Source organism: Halosegnis rubeus (assembly GCF_009184545.1).
Classification (GTDB): Archaea; Halobacteriota; Halobacteria; order Halobacteriales; family Haloarculaceae; genus Halosegnis; species Halosegnis rubeus.
The window spans coordinates 66,017-87,904 of record NZ_QJOW01000006.1 but is presented as its reverse complement, the minus strand read 5'-3'; the positions used below and the strand labels follow the sequence as shown (position 1 = coordinate 87,904).

At 55.5% G+C, this 21,888-nt stretch carries 16 protein-coding genes; 3 read left to right on the top strand and 13 right to left on the bottom strand.

Annotated features, from left to right (window positions below; genetic code table 11):
• The 8 genes from DMP03_RS12425 to DMP03_RS12390 form a co-directional block, all read right to left on the bottom strand.
• Positions 1 to 1,116, bottom strand: coding sequence for a hypothetical protein (locus DMP03_RS12425; protein WP_095637965.1), 1,116 nt, complete (start codon positions 1,114 to 1,116; stop codon positions 1 to 3).
• A gap of 2 nt (positions 1,117 to 1,118) precedes the next feature.
• Positions 1,119 to 1,955, bottom strand: coding sequence for a hypothetical protein (locus DMP03_RS12420; protein WP_152120866.1), 837 nt, complete (start codon positions 1,953 to 1,955; stop codon positions 1,119 to 1,121).
• 3 nt (positions 1,956 to 1,958) lie between these two features.
• Positions 1,959 to 3,695 carry a hypothetical protein gene (locus DMP03_RS12415; RefSeq protein WP_152120865.1) on the bottom strand — a complete coding sequence of 579 codons (1,737 nt, stop codon included), beginning with the start codon at positions 3,693 to 3,695 and terminating at the stop codon, positions 1,959 to 1,961.
• 28 nt (positions 3,696 to 3,723) lie between these two features.
• Complete coding sequence (locus DMP03_RS12410; RefSeq protein ID WP_122106700.1) at positions 3,724 to 4,146, bottom strand: hypothetical protein; 423 nt, start codon at positions 4,144 to 4,146, stop codon at positions 3,724 to 3,726.
• Positions 4,147 to 4,152: 6 nt separating this feature from the next.
• The gene (locus tag DMP03_RS12405) at positions 4,153 to 4,401 is read right to left on the bottom strand and encodes a hypothetical protein (RefSeq protein WP_049987855.1); all 249 of its coding nucleotides are present in this window, start codon (positions 4,399 to 4,401) and stop codon (positions 4,153 to 4,155) included.
• Between the two features lie 202 nt (positions 4,402 to 4,603).
• A complete protein-coding gene (gene xseB, locus DMP03_RS12400) occupies positions 4,604 to 4,786 on the bottom strand; it encodes an exodeoxyribonuclease VII small subunit (RefSeq protein ID WP_152120864.1) in 183 nt (60 codons plus the stop codon).
• 2 nt (positions 4,787 to 4,788) lie between these two features.
• On the bottom strand, positions 4,789 to 5,841 hold the full coding sequence (gene xseA / locus DMP03_RS12395) for an exodeoxyribonuclease VII large subunit (protein ID WP_152120863.1): 1,053 nt from the start codon (positions 5,839 to 5,841) through the stop codon (positions 4,789 to 4,791).
• 130 nt (positions 5,842 to 5,971) lie between these two features.
• A complete protein-coding gene (locus tag DMP03_RS12390; protein WP_235908757.1) occupies positions 5,972 to 6,484 on the bottom strand; it encodes a zinc ribbon domain-containing protein in 513 nt (170 codons plus the stop codon).
• Positions 6,485 to 6,671: 187 nt separating this feature from the next.
• Here DMP03_RS12390 and DMP03_RS12385 point away from each other — a divergent pair, with 187 nt between their 5' ends.
• The gene (locus DMP03_RS12385) at positions 6,672 to 9,011 is read left to right on the top strand and encodes an McrB family protein (RefSeq protein ID WP_152120862.1); all 2,340 of its coding nucleotides are present in this window, start codon (positions 6,672 to 6,674) and stop codon (positions 9,009 to 9,011) included.
• Entirely contained in the window at positions 9,008 to 10,210 is a 1,203-nt protein-coding gene (locus tag DMP03_RS12380) for an McrC family protein (RefSeq protein WP_152120861.1), read from the top strand. The genes DMP03_RS12385 and DMP03_RS12380 overlap by 4 nt, the downstream gene beginning before the upstream one ends.
• Before the next feature lie 159 nt (positions 10,211 to 10,369).
• Here the strand turns inward: DMP03_RS12380 and DMP03_RS12375 are convergent, their stop codons facing one another.
• Positions 10,370 to 11,302, bottom strand: coding sequence for a hypothetical protein (locus DMP03_RS12375; RefSeq protein WP_235908755.1), 933 nt, complete (start codon positions 11,300 to 11,302; stop codon positions 10,370 to 10,372).
• Between the two features lie 118 nt (positions 11,303 to 11,420).
• Between DMP03_RS12375 and DMP03_RS12370 the strand changes: the two genes are divergently transcribed.
• Positions 11,421 to 14,072: a protein NO VEIN domain-containing protein gene (locus DMP03_RS12370; protein ID WP_235908753.1), complete on the top strand. Its 2,652-nt coding sequence runs from the start codon at positions 11,421 to 11,423 to the stop codon at positions 14,070 to 14,072.
• Positions 14,073 to 14,271: 199 nt separating this feature from the next.
• Here DMP03_RS12370 and DMP03_RS12365 read toward each other — a convergent pair whose 3' ends face one another.
• The 4 genes from DMP03_RS12365 to DMP03_RS12350 form a co-directional block, all read right to left on the bottom strand.
• A complete protein-coding gene (locus DMP03_RS12365; RefSeq protein ID WP_152120860.1) occupies positions 14,272 to 15,432 on the bottom strand; it encodes a hypothetical protein in 1,161 nt (386 codons plus the stop codon).
• Positions 15,425 to 17,182, bottom strand: a complete 1,758-nt coding sequence (locus tag DMP03_RS12360) for a DEAD/DEAH box helicase (protein ID WP_152120859.1) — start codon at positions 17,180 to 17,182, stop codon at positions 15,425 to 15,427. The genes DMP03_RS12365 and DMP03_RS12360 overlap by 8 nt, the downstream gene beginning before the upstream one ends.
• A gap of 73 nt (positions 17,183 to 17,255) precedes the next feature.
• A complete protein-coding gene (locus tag DMP03_RS12355) occupies positions 17,256 to 19,907 on the bottom strand; it encodes a DUF1156 domain-containing protein (RefSeq protein WP_152120858.1) in 2,652 nt (883 codons plus the stop codon).
• Positions 19,908 to 19,991: 84 nt separating this feature from the next.
• Positions 19,992 to 21,836 carry an ATP-binding protein gene (locus DMP03_RS12350; RefSeq protein WP_152120857.1) on the bottom strand — a complete coding sequence of 615 codons (1,845 nt, stop codon included), beginning with the start codon at positions 21,834 to 21,836 and terminating at the stop codon, positions 19,992 to 19,994.
• Positions 21,837 to 21,888: the final 52 nt, after the last annotated feature.

Sequence of the window (21,888 nt, the reverse complement as noted above, 5' to 3'; positions counted from 1 at the left end):
TTAGTGGATTCCTCGATCAAATTCCATCCCACGGTCGTCACTCGCCGATTCCGCTGTCGCTCCACCTGGGTCATTCTCTGTTCGACGGTACGATGGCGTCCCGCCATCGTCTCCTCCATGACCACCGCGGGCAGCCGCTTTTTGCGCGACGGCGTGGCCAGCGGCGGCTTTCGGCCCCCACCGAGCGGCGGTCGTCGCGACGCCGGCGCCACCGACGTAGGCTCCAGCGGCGACACCGCCAACGAGTGCTGCGCCTTTCGTTGCACCGCCGACGACTTTGGCCGTCAACGGCGTCGCGTATTTGAATGTCTTCCACGTGATGTAGAGGGCGACCAGCGGGAGGGACGCAGCAACGAGATATTTGAGGAACGCTGTTCCGGGTGTGAGCGTCCCACCGCCGTAGATCAAGTCGTACCCCTTGAGGACCATCGCTGCCGGGAGCGGGAGGACAGCCAACGGGACAAACCGTTTGCAGAACCCCATCGCGATATCGGATACGACCGGAATGTTTCCGTAGGCCAGTGCAAATGCAATCGGCATTCCGTACAGGTAGACATACAGCAGAATCATCCGGATGTAGAACAGCGCCTCCAGCGCCCACATCGAGATTCCACCAATCACGGCGAACAATAGCCCCAGCCCTGGGTTTGTGATGGCTGCGCCCAAGAACTGAAGCATTGCAGAGGCTACGGAGGAAAGCTCCGGCATTAGTGCAATGGTGAACCCGTCGACGAGGTAGAGTGCGAGAGTTCCAACCCAATACCACGTAATGATTAGAAAAGCACCGACCCAGGCCGTCTTCTTCGTTTTTCGGGCTTCGTAGGTACTTCCAATATTGAAGATCCGAACCGTGTGACGGCCCTGAACACTCATCACAAGGAGCAAAAGGGCAACCAGCATGATTTCGCCGCCGATGAGAGCATCGTGAATCGCTGGCCAGGGTGCGTTGGTTGGTTCACCGAAGACAAATGCTCCGTTCGTCTCTGGGGTCGGGGTTCCGAACATTCCCTCAGTCAGAGTCTCATACCCCGACCTGAGACCGTCCATGAAGAGCCCGATGAACCAATCAACGACGCCTTTGATACCCTCAAGAACGACGTCAATGAGATCAACCATCGTCAGGCCTCCGTGATCGTGACCTCACAGTCTGTCATCTCGTCAGACCCGGAATACTGGACATTGTAGGTACTCGTGACCCGATTTCCACCGACTCGAGTCTCGACGATAACCGTGAACTGCCCGCTGTTACCATCTGGGGAACACCCCATTCCGTCCTCACTCTCTGAACCGAACGGGAACGAATTACTGAACAGGTCGGCCGTCTCGCCAGGGGAGACCACTACCCGGTCGGTTTCGTGCATTCCACTACCTCTGGGGTTCTCAATTGGATTGGGAACGTCCCCAGAGAAGATTAGTTCAGTTATCGCTTCCGGACCACTTCCTGTGTTCTCTACCGTGACGAATGCCTCGCCATTCTTGATCCGGTCTGTCTCGCTCTCACCATAGACTTCGTCCCACGACTTATCTGGGTTATTCCGATAGAGTCCGACATCCTGTATCTGCATCTCTGGACGGAGTTCAGTCGTTGTCTCAACTACTGTCTCCTCCCCTTTCAACGCGAGTACGCGATATTCACCGGGCGCATATGCGGTGCCGATCTCAAACGAGACCTGTTGAGCACCCGCAGCTACGTCACGCTTCCCGAATAGCTCGTCGTTCGGTTGGATGAGATTGACCTGGTCAATGTCGGCCTCTCCGGAGAGTTCGACGACGAGTGTTGTCCCCTCAACAGTAATACGCGTGAGTGGGCCTTTGCCATCTGGAGAGGTCGTTCCGTCACCAGGCGTTCCAGAACCGCCATTGTCGTTCAGACAGCCAGCGACGCTCATGAGGGCAGCACCTGCGACTGTTCGGAGGGCGGTTCGCCGACTGATGTGTGGGTGGTTTCTAGTCATAGACTATGGGTTCCGTTGGAAGATGTCTTCTGGACCGAGCATTCGGAGGAGCCGCTTGCCTGCGTAGAACATCACAAGAAACGGGATGAGCTGCCAGCCAACCTCGAAAATGAACGCGAACCAACCGTCGATGGTGCCAAGCGGGTGCCAGCGAGCAGTAGCCGTCGCACTCACATATGCGGGGTTGTGCCCGAGCCACGAACCCGGATGGTACCGTGCCGTGTAGATACCCGGCTCCTCGATCGTCACGATCGCCACCCCGGAGGCGTTGGTCTCGACGCGTTGCTCCGCGACAGTGATGTAGCCGTTGCGAGTGCTCCCGACGATTGGATATCGTCGGTCGGGATCGCTGAGCACGATTGGTGCGCCGGTCTCGTTGTCTCGGAGTTCGATGCGGAGTGTGGCCTGACTTTCGTTCTGCTGGAGCACCTCAACCGTCAGATTACTGCGCCGGAGCTGCCGCTCTGAGCTAGCGTCAGGTGCCACAATCGAGGCGTTCACGCCCCGTACGATCCCCGCTACCTGGAGCGCGTCGCGGTCGACGTTCTCGGCTCGAACGGCGACGCCGTACGTCGTCGTGTACGACTGGTTGACGATGTCGATGTTGATGTTCTCACCGAGCGTTCCGTCCGGAGACGGTCGGTCACTGCCCCAGGTGTCGATAATCTCTGGGCCATCGCGAACTGGTTCAGCACGCGGGCCGATTCGCGACGGGTACGCGTGGACGTACACGGGGATCGCATCCGACTCGACGGTGGCGCTGTCGGTCCGGTTCGACCTGACGAGTGTATCCCAGTTGGTGTTCCGAGCGGTGTAGAACCGCCAGACGCCACGCACTCGTGCGCTTCCATTCTCCGTCAGCGTGTACCCCTGCCACGGTCGGGACTGGAAGATAGCCACACCAGCGTCACCATTGGGGTACTCGGCGTAGTAGGGGTACGCCGAGAGGTCGTAGATCTCGACGGCGATCGAATCCGAGACGTTGAGCGACTCGGTACGATACGTGACCTCGACATCGGTCTCGTCGCCTCGGTCGATTCGCGTGGTCTTCTTCAGCCGGACGCTGATTTCGGCTTCAAGCGTGAGCTTTGCACTCCAGTCATCCTCGATCTGGTAGTCGAGGGCCGGCGTGTGCGAGCCGTCGCGCTCGACGATGGTTTCGCTGTCCTTCTTCAATCGAACCTCCTCGACCTCGTTGCTCGTGAGCGACCACTCGATCGTCGTGTTCCCCGAAGAGCTTCCGTTCGGGACGCGAACGCGATAGTCGACGAACCCCCGCATCGTGCCGTTCGGCGCAATATAGAGCGGTGTGTCACCCGACTCCAAGTGACCTCGCGTCGACGGCTGTACTGCGAACACCGTGGCGTGGGCGTCCTCGATAAACACGCCATCTTCGAGCGACGCGTGGCGCGGATGTACGGACGTATCCGACCCACCGGGTTCGAGATCAGCGAAATCGTTTCGCGTCCACGTTGCAGCTGTCGCCGGCGGGCGCGTGAACGTGATGTCCGTCCCGTTTGCGAGCTGGTGCATCGCGGTCCGGCTCTCGCCGTAGCGCTGCTGGTATTCTTCCTGGGTGATGTAGTTGTCCGCGTCGCGAGACCACAGCGTGGCTGATTCATTCTCAGTGAGCCCATTTCCCTCCGTGCCTGGCCGTGGCGGGCTTGCAGTGACGAAACCCGTGACTAAACTCGTCACGAACAGGGCGGCCATTAGCACGGAGAGCTCTCGTTGTGTCATGGGGGCTCGCGACGGGGGTGGTAGTCGCCTACCAGGGGGCGAGGTCGACGCACTGCGCCAACGGGAGGTTCATCATCGACCCAGCGACGGTGTAGAGTGGGCCGAGGGCGACGAGGACGACCGCGGACTTCATCGCCGACCGTTTGTGCCGCTTGAGGCCCTTCTTCTGCTCGGGCGTGATCGTGAACATCTCGATAAGGGAGTCAGCCTGCCACACGACTGCGAGGCCGACAATGCCCAGCGCCGTGGTAAGCTGGAAGAAGCCCTCGATCATGCTGGGAAGGTTGTCCGCACTACAGACGGCATTCGTCTGTGCGGCGGCGGGTTCCACAGCGAACAGGCTCAGGGCGACGACGATGAACATAGCTTGCCTAGGAAGCCTACTCGATGCCGTGGACTGGCTGTCGGGGCGATTCGAAGCCGTCTCGGAGGGCGTATTGTCCTGTGACATAGCGGGTTACTCCTCTGCGTCGTCGACGAGTGCTTTCAGATCAGCGTAGCGGTTGGTCTCGTCGACGATCTCGTCTTTCGTGTAGCCCTGTTCGCGGGCCCGTTCGAAGAGATCTCGAAGCTCGTCGGGGTCGACGTCGCGAAGCTCCATCTCATCTCGGAGGGCGCGGCGATAGAGGGCGGACCCGTTGATATGGCTGTTCCACGTCAGGTACAGATCATCGATGTCTTCGATGGTGACTGCCCGTGTGATCATATGTGCGGGGTGGGTATGCACCGGTTGAGCCCCGGTCCATGGTGGTGCGATAGCTAGAAGATCGGTATATGCTTTCTGGCCACCAACTGGCGCAAAAATCTAAAGTAAATTATAACCGGAGAGTTCGTTCACCTCGCAAAGGTACCGTTAACCAACAATGGGGTTAGATTCCGTTGTCTGTTGGTTAAGGTTAGGATGGCCTCTACTCGAGTTCCACGACCTCTCCACGCCCGTTGTCGAGGATTTCTCGCACCTCGGCCAAGAGTTCCTGACCTTCCTCGTGGAGCCTTGTCCCTTCATCGAGATCACACTCATCCGCATCGAGCTGCTCAATGATTTCTTCGACACGGGTCAGCCGGTCGTGGATCTCTTGGTCGTTTGCCACGCTCAGATCACCCCCAACCAAAGCCCAGTGATAGCCAACAACAGCAACAACAGCACAGCGATTGCGGCCTTGTAGTAGACCGGCGGGAGGCCCTCGGGTACGGCCGCCTCGTCGACTGCTTCGGCAAGCTCCCGTTCATGTTCGTGCTCTTGCTGGAAGGTTTCGTACGCGGCGTCGAGTTGCTGTGCCAGCGGCTTGACTTCGCCCGCCAAGAACTCCTCGCGGGAATTCACGATATACTCGCCGGCGGCGGTCGGCGTGATCGCGGCCATATCCGCTACCCGATCCGCGATCAACCGGTCGTCTGTATGGCCGATTGCCGTGACGATCGGCGTGTTCGCGGTGAAGATCGCCTCCGCGACCCGTTCGGTGTTGAAGGCTTGGAGGTTCGAATCACTCCCACCGCCGCGGCCGACGATGATGGCGTCGACGTCCTCTGACCGGTCCAGATGGTGAATCCCGTTCGCGATAGACGTCGGGGCCTCCGATCCCTGGACGGTCGCATCCTTCACTAGGATGTCGACGGTGGGGTCCTGCTCGTGGATCGCGCTCTGGATGTCGTAGCGAGCATCCCCTCGGAATGAGGTCACGACACCGACCCGCTCTGGGAACGCCGGCGGGCGCTGTTTCTGCTCGTCGTCAAACCAGCCACGCTCTTCGAGTTCGCTTCGCAGTCGTTCGACGGCAGCCGCCTGGTCGCCGTCGCCGACGACAATCACCTCCCACGGCTTGAGATCGATTTTCCCACCCTCAGTCCAGTAGTCGATATCGCCTTCGAGGATGACTTCAGTTCCGTCATCGAGGTCAGCATCCATCTTCCGATAGCGGTTTGCCCAGAGCATACAGGGAAGTTCGGCATCGCCGTCGGTGAGAGTGAAATAGAGCGCAGTACTGTTCTGATGGAGATCCGTGACCTCCCCGATACAGCGGACGCCGTTGAGGGCAGGCGTGTCCTGGACGACCGACGCGATCCGGTCGTTCAGCTGTGACACGCTAAGGACCTCTCCTGCATCGGGCTCGGCTGCCTGCCGTTCAGCATCCGGTGCGTCCGCCATACACGTCTACTAACTTTTGAACAAGATCCTCAAAAAGCTATCTTCCTGCTGAGTATACCACCTCACCAAGGGAATCGTAGTAGGGAACAACCCAGATATCAACAGACCATATCGCTTGTGCAGCGTAGAACTACCCCGTTAGCTCCCCGTCGTCGAGTTCTTCATTTGCGACCTCGATCAGTTTCTGCAGTCTGTCGTCGAACTCGTCCTCGAACTCCGTATGTAGTGCGTCATCGTACATTCGAAGAGTTCGCCCTAGCCCAATCGCAGCAAGCCATTCTTGGAACTGGTTATTATTCATATCATCAACCGATTTACTCAATGCATTCGTGTTTGACCCCGTCGCCCAGAGCTGAAGAAGATCGAGGTCGTTTACCATCGCAAGACGAGCGAAATCCGCAAACGCGGCGCTCACCTCTCGAGAGAGTTGGGTATAGGAGACAGAATCTCGGTCAAGTTCCTGTTCTCCGCCTAGTAGTTCATTGACGTACGAGAGCGAACGCAGTGACAGAAATCCATCTCTATCGACCGTCATTGGTGGATCGCTCTCCGACTCTGCAATCTCAGACAGTGCTTGGCCACAGGATCCGCAGTAGTGGTGGACCGCCTTGACTTGTCTCCCACAATTCGGGCAGTAGGGCATACTGTGAGCTACGAGTCAGAGGTACTGGGGGCTTTGCCGGTTTGGGAGATTGCCGTGCGAATCTGAGAGGCTTCCTTTTAGTTAGAGCTGTAGCGGAGTGGACTTTGTGAGCTTCTGACTCGAGTACCACGATCCATCTCACGCACCGGGACAAGGTTATTTTGTCCGTTCTGTCAATACCGGAGGTATGGTTAATCTGGTTTCAGTAGGGGAATTCAATCTCGACGAAGGGGCCCTCCACGCGGCTGTCGATACATACCTCGATTTCAAATCGACTGATGAGGACCAGAGAAATTGGACCCGAGAGGTTCTGAATAGCGGCCATTCGTGGCTCAATCAACGGGACCTGACTGCGGACACGGTATCGGAATATACGTCGGAACTGAGAGAAGCAACGGGAGATGAACACCCAATTCTGTCCGAGGAAGACTTCGACGACCTGGAAGCGAAGGTAGCTGACGACGCTGGAAATTTCGTCGAGGACCTGGTAGCGCTATTCGAAGATGAGAGTTCACTCGAAGATCGCATCGAGCGATTCAGGACGAATCAAGATATAGATCTCACGGTCATTAGTACTCTCTTGACGACTTCCGACCCTGACCGATATGTACTATACGACGAGGAAGGCTTTGAGACGCTCATTCGTTACTTCACTGGGTTGCACAGTCCCGATCTCGGCGATCTCTCTGTCGGGAAAAGATACGAGCTCTATCGGGACTACTGTTCAACAATCCAAACGGACGTTTTGAGCGAGAAACGCGCTGACGCCACGCTCCAAGACGCTCAAGAGTTCGTAGGTACTGTAACGCACTCGGCGGAATGTAGATACAACTTCATTCTCAGATACCTCTTCAGACACACTAGCCGGTTAGAGGAATTCGAGGACGAAACCTCTGTGTTCCTCGACGAAATTCGCACGCTACCACAGGCATTTCTCAGAGAACAGCTTGAGGCGTACGAAGGACGCCAGAAAATAGCCAAAATCCGGTACGATGTGCTCGATGCCATTCTTGACGATGCATCCGTAGATATCGACGAAATCGCCGCACGAGAGAATGCAAACCACGAGAAGAACATCATGAACTCGTGGGACGACTACAAGATCCTCGCTCAGATTTACTACAACTATGCCAAAGACCGTGTAGAGGCGTATATCGAGGATTTGCTCGATTATCTACGAAACGAGATAGACGCTGACCAACTGTCTACTCACTACGTCACCTACCAGGGCGCAACCAACATCCCGAGTACTCGCTCGTGGGCTGTTCTGTATCCGAGCGTTCTCGGAGATCACAAATCGGCATATCAACTGTACATCTATTTCTATCCCAACGAGATTGAATACGGGATCGATAACGGGAGCGACGTCCCTCGAAAGGAATACGATGACGAGTCGTTCGAGTCTGAAGACGAAATATCGATCCAGAACGTGGTCGAAGCGTACAGAGAACGGTTGGACACGTTCTGGAGGTGGAACGAAGAACTGATCGAAGAACCGGACTCCGCCGAGTACGACGAGTTACCGTGGTTCGAGACCGTCGAAAAACATCTCCAGCGCAAGAAACAGATCGTTTTCCACGGCCCGCCAGGAACCGGGAAGACCTATGGAGCGCTCAACTTCGCCAAGTGGTGGATAGACCGGGGGCTGGACGAGCAAGACCACTTCGACGACGCTGTCGAGGACCGCCTTCGGATGGTAACGTTCCATCCGACGTTTTCGTATGAGGATTTCATCGAGGGGATAACGGCGAAGACCCGTGACGGCGACCTCGTATACGAACCCGAGGCTGGCGTGTTCAAGGAGATGGCTGAGGACGCCGTCGAGGCCTACGAAGACGCCGACTCGAAAGCAGATGCCCCCAGATACATCCTCATCATCGACGAAGTGAATCGGGGAAACATCCCAAAGATCTTCGGTGAGACGATCACCCTCATCGAGAACGACAAGCGACTCGGCGAGCCGAACGAGATGAGAGATGAGCTGCCACATTCAGAGGACCGGCTCGTAGTGCCCCCGAACCTCTACATCATCGGGACGATGAACACGGCCGATCGGTCAATCGCCCTCGTCGATGCCGCGATACGTCGGCGGTTCCGATTTCGACACTTCCCGCCGAACTACGAAGTTCTCTACGATGAACTTGGCTTCGATGGTGAACAGGACGTCAAAACCAAGGCGTCAGTCGAGGAAGGAGAGGACCTCGGTGCTCTCTCGATTCTCGCACTCAGTGCTATCAACGAACGTATTCGGGACAGTGGGAACCTCGGGAAAGGCAAACAGGTTGGTCACTCCTACCTCATCGGTGGGACCACGGACGAGCGTCTCGTAGAGTCCTGGAAGAACGAGATACTCCCTTTGCTCGATGAGTACTACTTTGGAGACATGGAGCGGCTCAAAGAGCACATATTCGATGGCGGGGGTGAGAGCCTATTCAACTGGAAGGAACAGCGGATCGCCGATTTCGATTCCGACGCTCTCCGTGCCGCGCTTTCCGAACTCGTTGGCGAGGATGGTGAAGTGGAGTGACAACGGCTGACCTGATAGAACTGTCCGAGTACGACGAATCAGACCCAATCGACCTGTCCGATGACGATATCGAGATGATCGAATCACAGGTCGACGGGTTACGAGTGGAGTACAGACGAGGCAAACAGGTCGTACTGCACACGGATCATCGAGTCGGAGTCGTTGCCCTCCCCGATGGACCCACTATTGAGATACAACCGAAAATCGGGGAGCCGAACCTAGTCACGCTGCTACGATACGCAAACGGGACAGAACCAACCCACCTCTCACACGAAACGCAACTCGAAAGCGGGACGAATTTTGTGGACACGGTAGCAGCCCTGTTTCTCGAAGAACTGGAAGCAGTTCTGTCTCAGGGCCTTAGGAGAGAGTACGTCGATGTAGAAGGAACAGAAGAGTATCTCCGGGGCAGATTGAACGTTCAGAGACAGCTCGCAGGCGGTCCCGGTAAGACGGATTTCGAGTGCGATTACGATGAATTCACCTACGATACCACGCTAAACCAGGCGATTCTCTGTGTTGCGAACACGCTGTCGTCGCTGGTGGATAGCACCGAGATCGCTGGCGAACTACGCGAATACCAATCGCGGCTCAGACGACGAGTGACGCTCCGCGAAGTTTCGATCGAGGAAGCCGAACGGATCGAACTGACTCGCCTTACTGATTACTATGAGAAGGTTCTGGCCTTGTCTCGCCTCGTGCTGAAACACATCTACATCGAAGACATCGTCGCCGGTGAGGGTGCATCGTACTCCCTGTTGATCGGAATGAACGACGTGTTCGAAAAGGTAGTAGAGAGAACAGCACGCGAAACCGTGGACGGACGAGATGGCTGGAGCGTAGAAGGTCAGGCTCGAACCGACAATCTACTCAGAGGAAATCCGTCGATTCGTATGCGACCTGATTTCGTAGTCAAACGCCACGGTGAGCCAGTATTGGTCGGAGACGCCAAGTGGAAGACCCAAGTCAAGAATAACGACGTCTATCAGGTCGTAGCGTACCAGACTGCCTATGATGCGCCAGGTGTGCTGGTCTATCCAGACAACGATGGTGCTGTCGAGAATGACTACTCCGTGAAGAACGGGTATAGTTTAGCGATGTTGGAGCTACCGACCGGGGTGAATACTACAGATGTTGGTGAATTCGGTCGAGAAAACGCTGAGCGATTTTTCGCTTTTCTATCCCGGACCCTGGGTTGACAACACGGAGAGAGGAGTCGTGAGCTCTCGAACCGGATTCCCTTTTGATCGGAGGTGTAGCCGCGGACCTCACGAGCTTCTGGCTTGAGCTTTGTTCAGGAGAGTCAAACCGAACTAGAGTCCTATTGCGTGTAGCAAAGACCTGATCTTGAATCGCTCTCAGAGCGAATCTCGCACCAAATCATCGAACTCGATCAGGATCTGCTCAGGTACAAACTGTTCGAAGGCCACCCATCCATCCGGAAATCCAATTGTTACTCGCGGATGCAGCGGTTCGCCGTGTTCCATCGAGCGGACGTCAGTCGGGACGGTGACGAGTCCCGTTGCCGCGTTGAGTTCCGTGTCACCACGCTGGAGTAGGTCCTCGACGATCACGTCGGTACGGACGTTGGCTACGTTCTTAGCCTCCGGATCCTTTGACCGAACCTCGATCTCCCGCGAGCTGTCTCGTGGGTTCGTATTCCTCAGTCGAAGCGTCGAATATCCATCAACGCAGGCATCCTCGAACCGACCCCGAAACCCGTTATCGAGGAAGGAAATTCGGGTTGCATCATCCAGGCCAAGATAACTCAGCACTGCCTGTAGTGACGCGTCTGCGGTACCGTCGTCGGAAGCCCGAACGGCGAGGAGCTGTGTCCTCGGTTTGAACGTTGCGACGGTCGTTTCCCGGTCGTCAGAGGAGAGTGTGAGTTGTGTTTGTGATCCGGTTTCCGGCACTTGGCAGACGACGTAGATACGGTCGTGGTCCCTGATTGCTGTCTCGACATCTGGGCCGTATGCTCCAGAAGAACTCTCGTTATTGCTTCGTCCGAGGGCGTCGTCGGGGGAGAGTTGATGGAGGTGGTTGACCCGATAGTAATAGACCGTGGGTTCGCCGGCGAATCTGAGTTCGGAAGCGGCTCGCCGAAGTTCGACCTCGGATAGCTCGTTGAGGAAACTCTCGAAATTCTTGTCATCGACATCGATAGAGATCTCGGCTGCCTGGAGGACACGCCGGCGAGCGGCTCGGGTCGGCAAACTCTGGATGAGGTCTTGCGGTGAGGCTTCGTTCTGAGTAGGGTCAATAGGGAGGTACATATCTGAATCAGACACGTTACTACCAGTCGTGGTGTGGCCGTTGGAAGTTATATGTTAAGAACATCTGATTTACCACCAATAGATGGATGCCAGCAATCCAGACGAATTAGTACGGAGCATTCGAGAGCAATATTTGACTGATTCTCCGGATCTGGTGAGGACGAGTCTCCACGGGCACTCGAATGTCGTCCAGATGAACTTCGCCTCAACGTATTTCCCACTCGAATTCATCCAGAATGCAGACGATGAGGGTGCCAGTGCTGTCCGTTTCCAAATCCGAAAGATCAACGGAGACTGGTGCTTAGAAATTCTCAACGACGGTCGTGAGTTTACCGATAGTGCACTCGCGGGCCAGGATGGAGGCTCCGGTGACGTCAAGGACGACGTAACTGGACTGTGTGCCGCTGGCGTCTCACCGAAGCATCCTCGTGATCACATCGGTTTCATCGGGGTGGGGTTCAAATCAATCTTTGAGATCAGTCAATCCGTTGAGGTTCACTCCGGTCAATTCCACTTCTCGTTCGATAGAGAACGGGCGGAAGAGCACGGTGATGATATTCCTTGGAGAGTTGTCCCCTGGAGTTGTAAGCCTACGGAGGAGACAGATGTTCCTACGAAGATTGACGGAACCGAGTATACTACCCGGTTTGTTGTCAGGCTGGATGAATGGGGCCAACAACTGCTTTCCGATGATGAACTCTTTGAACCTCTCCGGAGCGAGAACATCGACCGACGTGTGTTTCTCTTCTTGAAGGACGTTCGTAAGTTATCTATCGATGATAATTACTCGGACAGCTCAAGGCGTATTAGTCGGACAGACGAGGTTCATGATGATGGATTAGCCTCCTCCGTTGAGAGAGCGAAACAGGGGTTTCCCAGTTCAAAGCAGGAAACGCTCAGAGACGAGGCAGACGCGCAGTTTGATCCTATCGAAGTTGTAGAGCTCGATGAGTCGTTAGTGAATGGCACGACTGAGGCGGATACGTGGGTACTGTTCAAACATCTTTGGGAGGTGCCGGATAGCATTCAGGAAGATCCGAAGACTGAGCAGTATATGCGAGGAGGTGTGGACTATCGTGAGGTGTTCATCGCATGTATCGTAGACGAAGATGGTGGCTTCGCTCGGCCAGAGAGCGGGACACTGCATACCGGCGTATTCAGCTATCTCCCTCTCAAAGAACTCGAGACTGACTTCGACTTTCTCGTTCATGCGGACTTCCTCACACCTGCTGACCGACAAACCATCAAGCAGGAGCTTCCATGGAACCGTCAAATCGCGCAGGGCGTAGTTGAGTGTGCGAAGGATGTCCTCGATGTCGTTGCTGGTCACGACTCCTGGTGGACCGACCTGGGCGTCTTCGTACCGGAGGGTCAAGGAGACACGTTCGTAACCACGGAAATTGTCGACAAAATCCACGAGTATGTCGAGAACTCGAAATTGGTCCGGGATCAGACGGGTCAGCGAATCAAACTTGACGACTGCCAGGTGGTTGACGAACACATTCGCGAAGCTTTCGACGCTGATCAAGTAGAGGAATCGGGTGCTGACCGTCCTGTTCACGAGGAACACGAGGAGATCCTTCAGACGATTGCTAACGGAAGCTCACTCGGAATTCACGACTTCCTACAGAATCACGATGTAACCTATCCTCTTGAAGAACTCACCAGTGACACTCGAAAAGATACGTTCGAAGAAATCTATAACAGTATCTCGACGAAAAATCCCTGGAAGCAATCTAGGACCCTCAGTTCGACTGGTATTCCCCTTGAAGACGGAAGAGTTGTAGGAACTGATGATGTGGAACAGGTCTACCTTCCGCCTGCTGAGCTTGACTTGGGTGAGTTCGAAACTGCGAACCCGCTACAGGAAGTCAGGTCTTCCCTTAATATCGTAGATAATGACCTTGCTGACAATGAGGAGATTCGGTCGGTGCTGGATGGCAACAACGTGGAAGAATTGACCGAAGGAGCGCTGATCGAAGAATGGCTCCAGACCGTCGATTGGGACACTCTCTCGGCGAATGATCGAATCCTCGTAGCGGCAATGCTCTGCCGAGCATCGAGTGATGGTGAGTGGGAGGTCGGTGAACACACGCCAACTCTCCGACTACAAACTGAGAATGGCTCCTGGCTTTCACCGTCTCGGCTTCTTCTCGGTGAAGCCTACGAGCCGAATGTGGCTGATGAGACAGATGCCGTGTGTCAAGATCTCCAAGCTGCACCTTGGTTTACGACAGAGACTGTGACTGGAAATCTCGGCATCTTCGCCGAAGCAGGTGCCGATGCCCTCAGAACTGGTCCCCGGTACGTTAGCGAACGGTACCTGGAAGCATTCGACGAACTCGACATCGAGGATTGGAGACCGTTTCTTCGAGAACACGGGGTCGACTCGATGCTCGGAAAGAAACACACCATCGGGGCGCTGGGTGAGCTCTTCGTGAAGTTGCAACTGGAGGCGAAGCAAGGCGTTGACGTGAGGCAGGCGAAAATCGGTCGGGATTTAGATGTCGGGTCTGTCGGCGACCCCGATGGACAAATCATTGAAGTCAAATCAACTGCAGAGTCAAAACAGGATTTCAATCTGAATACTACGCAAACGCAACTGCTCGAAGCTGAGTCAGACCGATACCGAGTGTACCGAGTGACCGAAGTTCTGTCGACTGATCCCACCGTCCGGTATGCAGATGCAGAAACGGCACGCGGTGCTGGGACCTTCAAATTGGAGTTCTCAAGCAGCGACTGGCAGCGGGACTCTGCTGTAATGAAGACGAGGACCTCTTACTGAGGGCAATATCACTATTGTCCTCCCCCAATGTTGGGGTGACCGGCTAGCGTATTACCAACTTTAGTGCCCCTCGCAAAAATAAAGCGTCCTGATCTCGCTATTGAACTCAGTATGCTACAGTAGCCCGGCAATGAATCGTGGCCTGATTGGATTTCGGAGCAGTTGGTCCGAGGATCGTGTTTTCAGTGACTCCGAAGCTCTATTTTCGACAGGACGTGCAGCAAGTCGCTTGGCCGTCGAGCCGGAGGGGATTTTCACCTGAAAGAGTTGATCCGCAGCGCTCACAGGCCAGTGATTCGGTCACACCGATGCCGTTCCCGTAGCCGACACGAACAGAAGTTTGAGTAGTGGAGTCAACGACCGTCACCTCGAGTTCTCCCTGTTCATACTGGAGTTCGGTCATAATCAGTGGCTCAACTACTACCTCAAGACTGTGCCTATTACTGACCTCTTGACGTTTTTGAGGAAATCCAGCTGAACGGGCCTCCGTCAGCTCGGCTAACTCATTCTGTAACTCCTCACGTTTTGATTTCAAATCCTTGCGTTCCTGTAGCGTTTCCAGCCGCTCAGCTTGACTTTCAGTCTCTTCGATGGTTGCACTGAGTTTCTCGATGTTATTAGATACAGCTGAGATCTCTGCTTCGAGTTCCTCAATGCGTTGGTCCTGCAGCTGTCGATACTCGTCTAACTCTGCACCAGCAGCGCGAGTTGCACCCTCTTGGATCTCCGCAATCGTTGGTTGGACCTGCTTGATGATGACTTCGCCTATGGTATCGATTGCCTCCCGGGCAGTGCTCTCGTTGAGAGTCGTTGCAGTGGCTTCAATGGGCGCCGAATCAGGTGTCGAATGGGCGAGCAGCCGGTCCGTGAGCGCTGGTAGCTCCCCCATGGAGTTCGCATCGACGGCACCGGTACGAAGGACAGCTGTCTGGTACTCACTGACAGTCTCGATGCCGATACGGAATAGTCCGACGACCGCGGTCCGATCGTAGTACGGCATGAATTGCGTGCTAGCAACGGACACCTCGCTCTCGACAAGCCAGTCAGGAAGCTGAATCTCGGTATCCGCATCCATCAGCTCAACACGGCCAATTGGGGCCTGATCAGCTGCTTCCCGCAGCAGCCCCTGAAACGTCTCGCTTTCGGGGTGGAGAGCTAATTCGTTACCGATACGCTCTGGATCGCTGGAACACACAATAGTCGTCGTTCCCGTATTCAACAAGTCTGTGGTTGCGGTTTCCGGAACGGTGACGACGAGTTCGTCGTCCCGCTCCTGCACTGAACATCCGGACATTTCGAGATATGTCTTGGCAAACCGCTCAACACGGGCTTGCGTGACGGATAAAGACGCGTCACTCATCGTCGGCCCCCAGGTCGAACCCTTGGAATACGCCGCTGTTGAATTCCTCGACCTTTTGTGCCAGCTCTCGCTGTTCCTGCAGGTCGACAGCCATGGCGTCGAAATCGTTCTCCAGATCGACCTCTGAGCCAGCACTGACTAACCGTTCGAAAATTTCGTCCTCGAAGCTCGTGCCAGAGTCCTCGAGCCTGGTAAGGATTGAACTCAGCTCACCGACCGATTGTTGGAAGAGATCGATCTTGTGGTAGAGCCGATCAAGCACGTATTCCTCGATAGTGTCCTCAAGCGCCATATTAAATACGTAGACTGCACGCTTCTGCCCGATCCGATGAATACGCCCAATCCGTTGTTCGACCTTCATTGGGTTCCAGGGGAGGTCGTAATTGACCATAATATTACAAAACTGGAGGTTTCGTCCTTCGTTCATCGCGTCCGTCGAAACGAGAACCCCACCGTGTTCTTGGAACTCCGTAACGATCTCCTCTTTTTCTTGGCTCGAGTGGCCGCCATGGAACGCGTGAGTCGCGTAGCCTTCTTGGGCGAGGCGCTCCAGTAGCTGGTCTTGGGTGGCACGGAACTGTGTAAAGACGATGACCCGCCCCATCTCTACCTGCTCGCGGGCTTCCTCAACGATATCCAACAGCCGCTCCTGTTTCGTGACCGTCTCAATCGCGTCTATCTTATCGAGGATCGTCTCTAACTCATCTTTATGAGTGAGTTCTCCTTGTTCGTAGAGGCGCTTCTCGATTGTTTTCCGGAGCGCTGCTGGGCTGGAGACGACCTCCTTCTGGAGGAGCATCAGGACGAGTTTTTGTCCTTGGTCCCGGCTATAGGCACCTGTGACGTATTCGGAGACGGCCTCATAGAGCTCGCGTTCCGCTTGGCTCGGCTCGAAGGTCCGGGTATCGACATGGCGCTCCGTGAAGTCGATATCTGTCTCTTCGCGCCGGTTTCGAATCATCACTTGCTGGAGACGCTCTTGTAGCTCGTTCCGGTTGACCAGCGTCTCCTGATCGCTGTTGATGAAGTAGCGATGGAACACTTCCCGGGAGCCGAACAGCCCCGGTCGGAGGAGGGTGACGATGTTGTAGAGGTCTGTAAGATCGTTTTGGATCGGTGTGGCAGTGAGGAAGAAGGCGTAGTCGTACGAGATACGCTCGATCAGGTCGTAGCGATCGGTATCTTCGTTTTTGACGTAGTGGGCTTCGTCGAGGACTAGCACGTCCCAATCGCGGGCTAGAACGGTCGCTCGATGCCGATCGCTCTTTGCCGTGTCGATGCTGGCGATGATGTGATCGTGGGCGTCGAACCCCTCGAACTCGTCGTCGTAGTTGCACATAAACTCCAGCCCAAACTTCTCCAGCATTTCACCCTGCCACTGCTTGGCGAGTTGTGCCGGGGTCAGGATGAGGACTGAATCGTCAGTGTCTCGGAAATGCATCTCTTTGAGGATCATCCCGACTTCGATCGTCTTGCCGAGACCCACCTCGTCCGCTAGGAGAGCCTTCCCGTTCATATCGAAAAGTGCCCGGTAGGCGGCGTCTACCTGGTGTTCTAGCAGTTTTACTTCCTCCTCATCGACGGTCGTCAGTGATCGGAGCTCCTTAGATGCCTTCCCGTGTTGGAGGCGAGTAGCAGTCAGGCTGGCCCAATGGGCTGACGGGGTTGGTTGCTCATCGCCGAGTCGCTTGAGGAGGTCCTCTGGCGGTTCGTGCGTGACCTCGACCGACACGAGGTCCTCATCGTCCATACGCGTTAGACGGAGGTGGCCGGGAAATACGTTATGTAGACAGATTGTACAGCGAGGAAGTGTCGGCGGTCGTTTACTGATCCAGATACTCGTCGAGAGAGATGTCGACGCCGATCATCCGCAGGTACGTCTCGTCGCCTGTGGCTGTCGCCAGTCCCTCACAGACGTCCGAGAGGTCGTCGTCGCTCCAACGTTCGAGATACTCGGACGTGGCCTTACCTTCCTCGAAGCGGTAGCGCAGGAAGTGTGCCTTGTCCAGCGGCGTGGCGTCGCCCTCCTGGACCTTATCTTGGACGTAGGCTTGCCGGCCTTCGTCACGCCAGTCCAGCAGCGAGAACGTGCCACCATCCATCTCGACGAGTTCCATCTGCTTGAGTTGGTCTTCGGAGGCGTCGGAGTGGCGCAGATGTTTGTTCAAGTCGTCGTAGTTAGGATTGTACTCCTCCAGCAGGTCAAGGTAGATCGCCTGCTCGCCACGGGTGTTGTCCTGGATAATGCCGTAGATCTTCTGGACAACCTCTTTTGCGGTCATGATGTCCTGTCCGCGACGGACTTCCCCGTGGTGTTTCGAGTACTCCTGGAAGCACTTGCCCATCTCAATGACGCCGATGTCGCCGCCTTTCAGCTCGCGGTTCTCTTCAAGCACCGCTCGGGTCTCCTTGGCGGTACGGACAATCCGGCGCCGTAGGGCATTCCAGGCGATCGGCTGGCGCTCGTCGGTGGGTCTGGCGACAATAACGATGTCGAAGGAGACCGACTCACCGCCGATGAACTTCATCATGTCCGAATTTATCGGATATGTCGCAGTAACCTCAAATCCAGTATTACAGAGAGATTCGAGCAGTTCTCCCCAAGATTCTTGATCGCTGTGATGGTAGGTAAACGATAGAAATCCGTCATCTTTTAGCGCGTGATGGATTACCTCCAAAGCTTGTGCCATCTCGCGCTCAAAGTCTGCGGCGGATTTATTCAGATACGGGTTCGTAACGATTGATTCAGCACGAGGCGTCTTGGCTTGGTCAAACCCAGGATATACGTCTTCCAGGAGAACTTTCTGCCAGACGTAGAAATAATCGGCAAGCTCAGAATAAATAATATTGTCATAGTACGGCGGATCGGTGATCACTGCATCATATTCGTCTTCTGCATCTATTTGTCGCATATCCCCCTGATAAACAGACGAGTTATCCCCGATCGGCTGAGAGAATTCTCCTGTCTCAGCCTTATTCCCTGACTCATCGAAGTAACGATCTGTCGGAGCTTGGGCATACTTGACTCCATTAAGCACCATTTCAAATGTACTTTTGAATCGACCAATCCCGTACTCAGTCCCCCACAAATTGCCTTCGGACGACGCTTGTGGAGGATCGAATGAATTCGATTTGAACAAGTTCGTCGTGTGGTTCCTTGCTGCTTGATAAGGAACCATCATGTTGTTGAAATTTAGCACCTCAGAGAATGTAAGCAAAAGATATTCCTTCGTATGCTGATCTGGGATCTTCTCAATAGATTCAAGCAGTTTCGCCAAACAAAGCAACTGGCGCTCGTTGAACATATCTACCCAATTTTCATATCCATGGTCAAACACCGGGTTCCGCTTAGAGGTCATATGACCAGCTGGGATTTTTTCACTCGGAACGTACTCGTGCAAATCCGTCCTAGTCTCCCACTCCCGCTTTGCTTTCTCGAAAAGATTCTTATCTTCAGGTTCTACTTGCTTGTATCCCTTCGTCTCGCTTTTATTTCGTCCGCTTTGATCACAGTCTGGACAGTAGTATTCTAGTGCGTACTGTCGGGTGTTTGCTTTACCCTGCTCCGCGATCGCATCTGTGATCGATTCCTTTTGCCCGCACTCGGGACAATTATAGTATCCGCCACGACTGACATTCCCCTCCTTCGGGACGAACTCGTGGTCGCATTCACCGCACCTGCTCTCACTCTGCCAGTCGTCGGTCCTCGTGACGGCATCACAATCAGGACAGAGTACGTTGTACCCCGGATCGTCGACATATCGCTCCTTCGCTACCCGGTAGTCATTGAACAACGGAACAGTATGTCCACAGGAGACGCAGTCCAGTTCCTTCACCCAGAAGTTGTACATCACGTCCGCCTCGTGGTCCCCATTGGGACAGGGCGTCCGGTAGTATTGGAGGAGCTCCTCGGCGACATCCTCCTTCACCCGCTCAAACGCTTCTTCGAGTTCCTCAGGATCAGTTTGGCCAGCCTCCAACTCCTTTTTGCTGACGAACCAGGCCACTGGGTTCAGATCGTATCCCACTGTTTCGGCGCCGAAGCGCGATGCCTCAACAAGCGAGGTCCCGCCACCCATAAACGGGTCCAAGACTTTCTTGTCCTTGATGCGGACATCTTTGGGGTAGAACTCCCAGAGCGACTCGGGGTCCTCCATGTCCACATCTGAGACTGCACGCAGCAGGTCCGCTTCATCGATACCGTTAGCCCCGAGGCTCTGGTTCTCACCAGGTTCGTACACTGAAACTTCCGACTCATCGGTCTCGTCGTCGAGCAGTGAGTACAGTGAGATTGCCCGGAATAGACAGCCCGGTCGCCGTGCCCACCACTTGTGCATCGTGTAGACCGGGCGGTAGTGCTGCTTGGCCCGCGACTCCTTCTCTGCAATCTCATTCACGCGCTCGATCGGGAACCCCCGTTCGATGGGGAGTTCGGTTCGGTCGCCTGACTGGTCGCTCCGTGGATTCCGAGACATTTACTATCAATAGAGTGTTTGCTCTCTGGGATAAAACACCCGACTCGTAGAATGTGCCGCAGCCGAGCCCGCATCATTTAGCATCTACGCCAGGCGAAGATACGTCCAGAGGGGGATTTGGAGAATCGGCAACGGTCCGCTGCGGTCGATGACTACGCCGTCGTTGGTTGCCTCTCGCGCGTTCGTGACCACGATACCAAAGGGAGCGCTCCCGTCGACGGCAACGTCCCCTCGGCGCGTCCCAAAGTAGCTCTCGTCGTCAACGACTGCCTCTCGTTGCTCGGCGACGGGGTCGGGGACCGCAGCGTAGTGCCGTTTTGTAAGCGAGTCTTCGTCCTCCAATCCACCCGTCCGCCGGAGGAAGGAAACGAGCGAATCGTACGTATCCGTTCCGGACCTACGTTCGAACTCCGTGAGTGTGTGATCCAGCGAGAGCACCACCGGGACGGGCCGACCGTCAACTTTCAGCACGAAGTCGACGACACCATCATCCGCTGACCAGTGTTTCACCACGCCTCGTTTGGGGTCCCATGGATCGTTCACCGCTTCGGAGAGTCGAACCGTATGATCGTAGGCCATCGCGCTCCAGAGGTCGGGAGCGAGCTCCGGCTCCTGACGCAACGCATCTCTGAGGTCAAACTCGCCGAATGCGGCGGGGACGCTCGGGTCGCGGTGATAGAGACTGATTGACCGTGGCCGCTTGTTCGCGTACGCCGAAACCCCGCCGACCAGGCTCAGTTCCTCAAGCACGTGGAGGTACTGTTCTCTGAGGGTTCGCCGGTCGACATCGAGAACAGTACAGATATCGTCGAAGTCAACTGGCTTAGTCGGCCGATCGTTCGCAACGACGGCCGCCAGTCGGATCGGACCAGGTGAGTCCTTGAGTCCGTAGAGCCGGTCCGCCACGCTGGTCACCTCGTCCCTGAGCTCCTCGACGAGGTCCGCTTGGAACTCTCGAAGCGGGCGATTCCCTCTGTTTCGAAGTAGCTGCTCGAATCTGTCGTCGCTAAGATCGACGCCATCACGGTCAAGCGTCGCGGTGAGCCGCCCCCCAGCGACGGCGTAGGTCGTGAGCTCTCGGCGGAGCGTAGATGGCTCCAGAACTCTCTCGCCCTCAGCTGTTCGAACGTGCTCTGCGAAGGTAGCCACCTCTCCATTTCGAACGGCAGCTCGGAAGGACCGTCGCGCGCCCTGGGGAGCGAACCGCTGCTCAAGTGGCGCCACGTTGAGGCGTCGATATCTAAGTCGCAGATACTCTTCGAATCCAAGATGATCGACTGACTGGAGCCCCCAGTCGTCTGTTCTTGTGTCGAATTTCGGGTGATTGATGAGCTGATCGTCGGCGAACGTCGAAGACGGCACTGAGAGAACGACCGTCACGTTATTTGTCTCGTCTATGATCTTGGCTAGTACATCTAGCCAATTAGATTCGGCGTCGTCGCCCCGCCGACTGGGCCGCCGTAGCTCATGGAACCCTTCGAGGAAGAGGAACTGCCGCTGGTCTGATGTCACCACATGGGTCTGAAAGTGATCAATGACTCCGTGGAGCCCAGTCGTTGGTTGGACCTGATAAAGCGGTGATGCCCGGAGTGGGAGATAGAGAACGTTTTCGGGCGGAACGATGAGTTCGCTGGCCTGTGCCCGGAGCTCAGCATCCTGGATATACTGCTCCTGAAACCCTTGCTGGAGCACTGTCCCGATAAGCTGTTCAAGAACTCCCGCGGTTTCTGTGCTGGTCACGCCTCCAACGACGAGGAACCGCTTGTCATCGGCGGCAAGAACTTCTACTGCATTGCGATAGGCTTGACGTTGAGCATCGACACCACCAGCTGGATCGAACTCCCCATCGAAGCGCCACCAGGGGTTGTGTGATTCCAGTTGCTGGATTAGATGGTGCCCGCTAGTGTATGTCGCGGGGTCAATAGGCATCTCGGATACTGATTATTGACGGTATAGGCACATATAGATGCTGTTATTTTTC

Excerpts from the sequence above, each read along its gene's own strand:
- DMP03_RS12425 (WP_095637965.1), bottom strand. The coding sequence starts at position 1,116 with ATGGTTGATCTCATTGACGTCGTTCTTGAGGGTATCAAAGGCGTCGTT.
- DMP03_RS12420 (WP_152120866.1), bottom strand. The coding sequence starts at position 1,955 with ATGACTAGAAACCACCCACACATCAGTCGGCGAACCGCCCTCCGAACA.
- DMP03_RS12415 (WP_152120865.1), bottom strand. The coding sequence starts at position 3,695 with ATGACACAACGAGAGCTCTCCGTGCTAATGGCCGCCCTGTTCGTGACG.
- DMP03_RS12410 (WP_122106700.1), bottom strand. The coding sequence starts at position 4,146 with ATGTCACAGGACAATACGCCCTCCGAGACGGCTTCGAATCGCCCCGAC.
- DMP03_RS12405 (WP_049987855.1), bottom strand. The coding sequence starts at position 4,401 with ATGATCACACGGGCAGTCACCATCGAAGACATCGATGATCTGTACCTG.
- xseA (WP_152120863.1), bottom strand. The coding sequence starts at position 5,841 with ATGGCGGACGCACCGGATGCTGAACGGCAGGCAGCCGAGCCCGATGCA.
- DMP03_RS12390 (WP_235908757.1), bottom strand. The coding sequence starts at position 6,484 with ATGCCCTACTGCCCGAATTGTGGGAGACAAGTCAAGGCGGTCCACCAC.
- DMP03_RS12385 (WP_152120862.1), top strand. The coding sequence starts at position 6,672 with ATGGTTAATCTGGTTTCAGTAGGGGAATTCAATCTCGACGAAGGGGCC.
- DMP03_RS12365 (WP_152120860.1), bottom strand. The coding sequence starts at position 15,432 with ATGAGTGACGCGTCTTTATCCGTCACGCAAGCCCGTGTTGAGCGGTTT.
- DMP03_RS12360 (WP_152120859.1), bottom strand. The coding sequence starts at position 17,182 with ATGGACGATGAGGACCTCGTGTCGGTCGAGGTCACGCACGAACCGCCA.
- DMP03_RS12355 (WP_152120858.1), bottom strand. The coding sequence starts at position 19,907 with ATGTCTCGGAATCCACGGAGCGACCAGTCAGGCGACCGAACCGAACTC.
- DMP03_RS12350 (WP_152120857.1), bottom strand. The coding sequence starts at position 21,836 with ATGCCTATTGACCCCGCGACATACACTAGCGGGCACCATCTAATCCAG.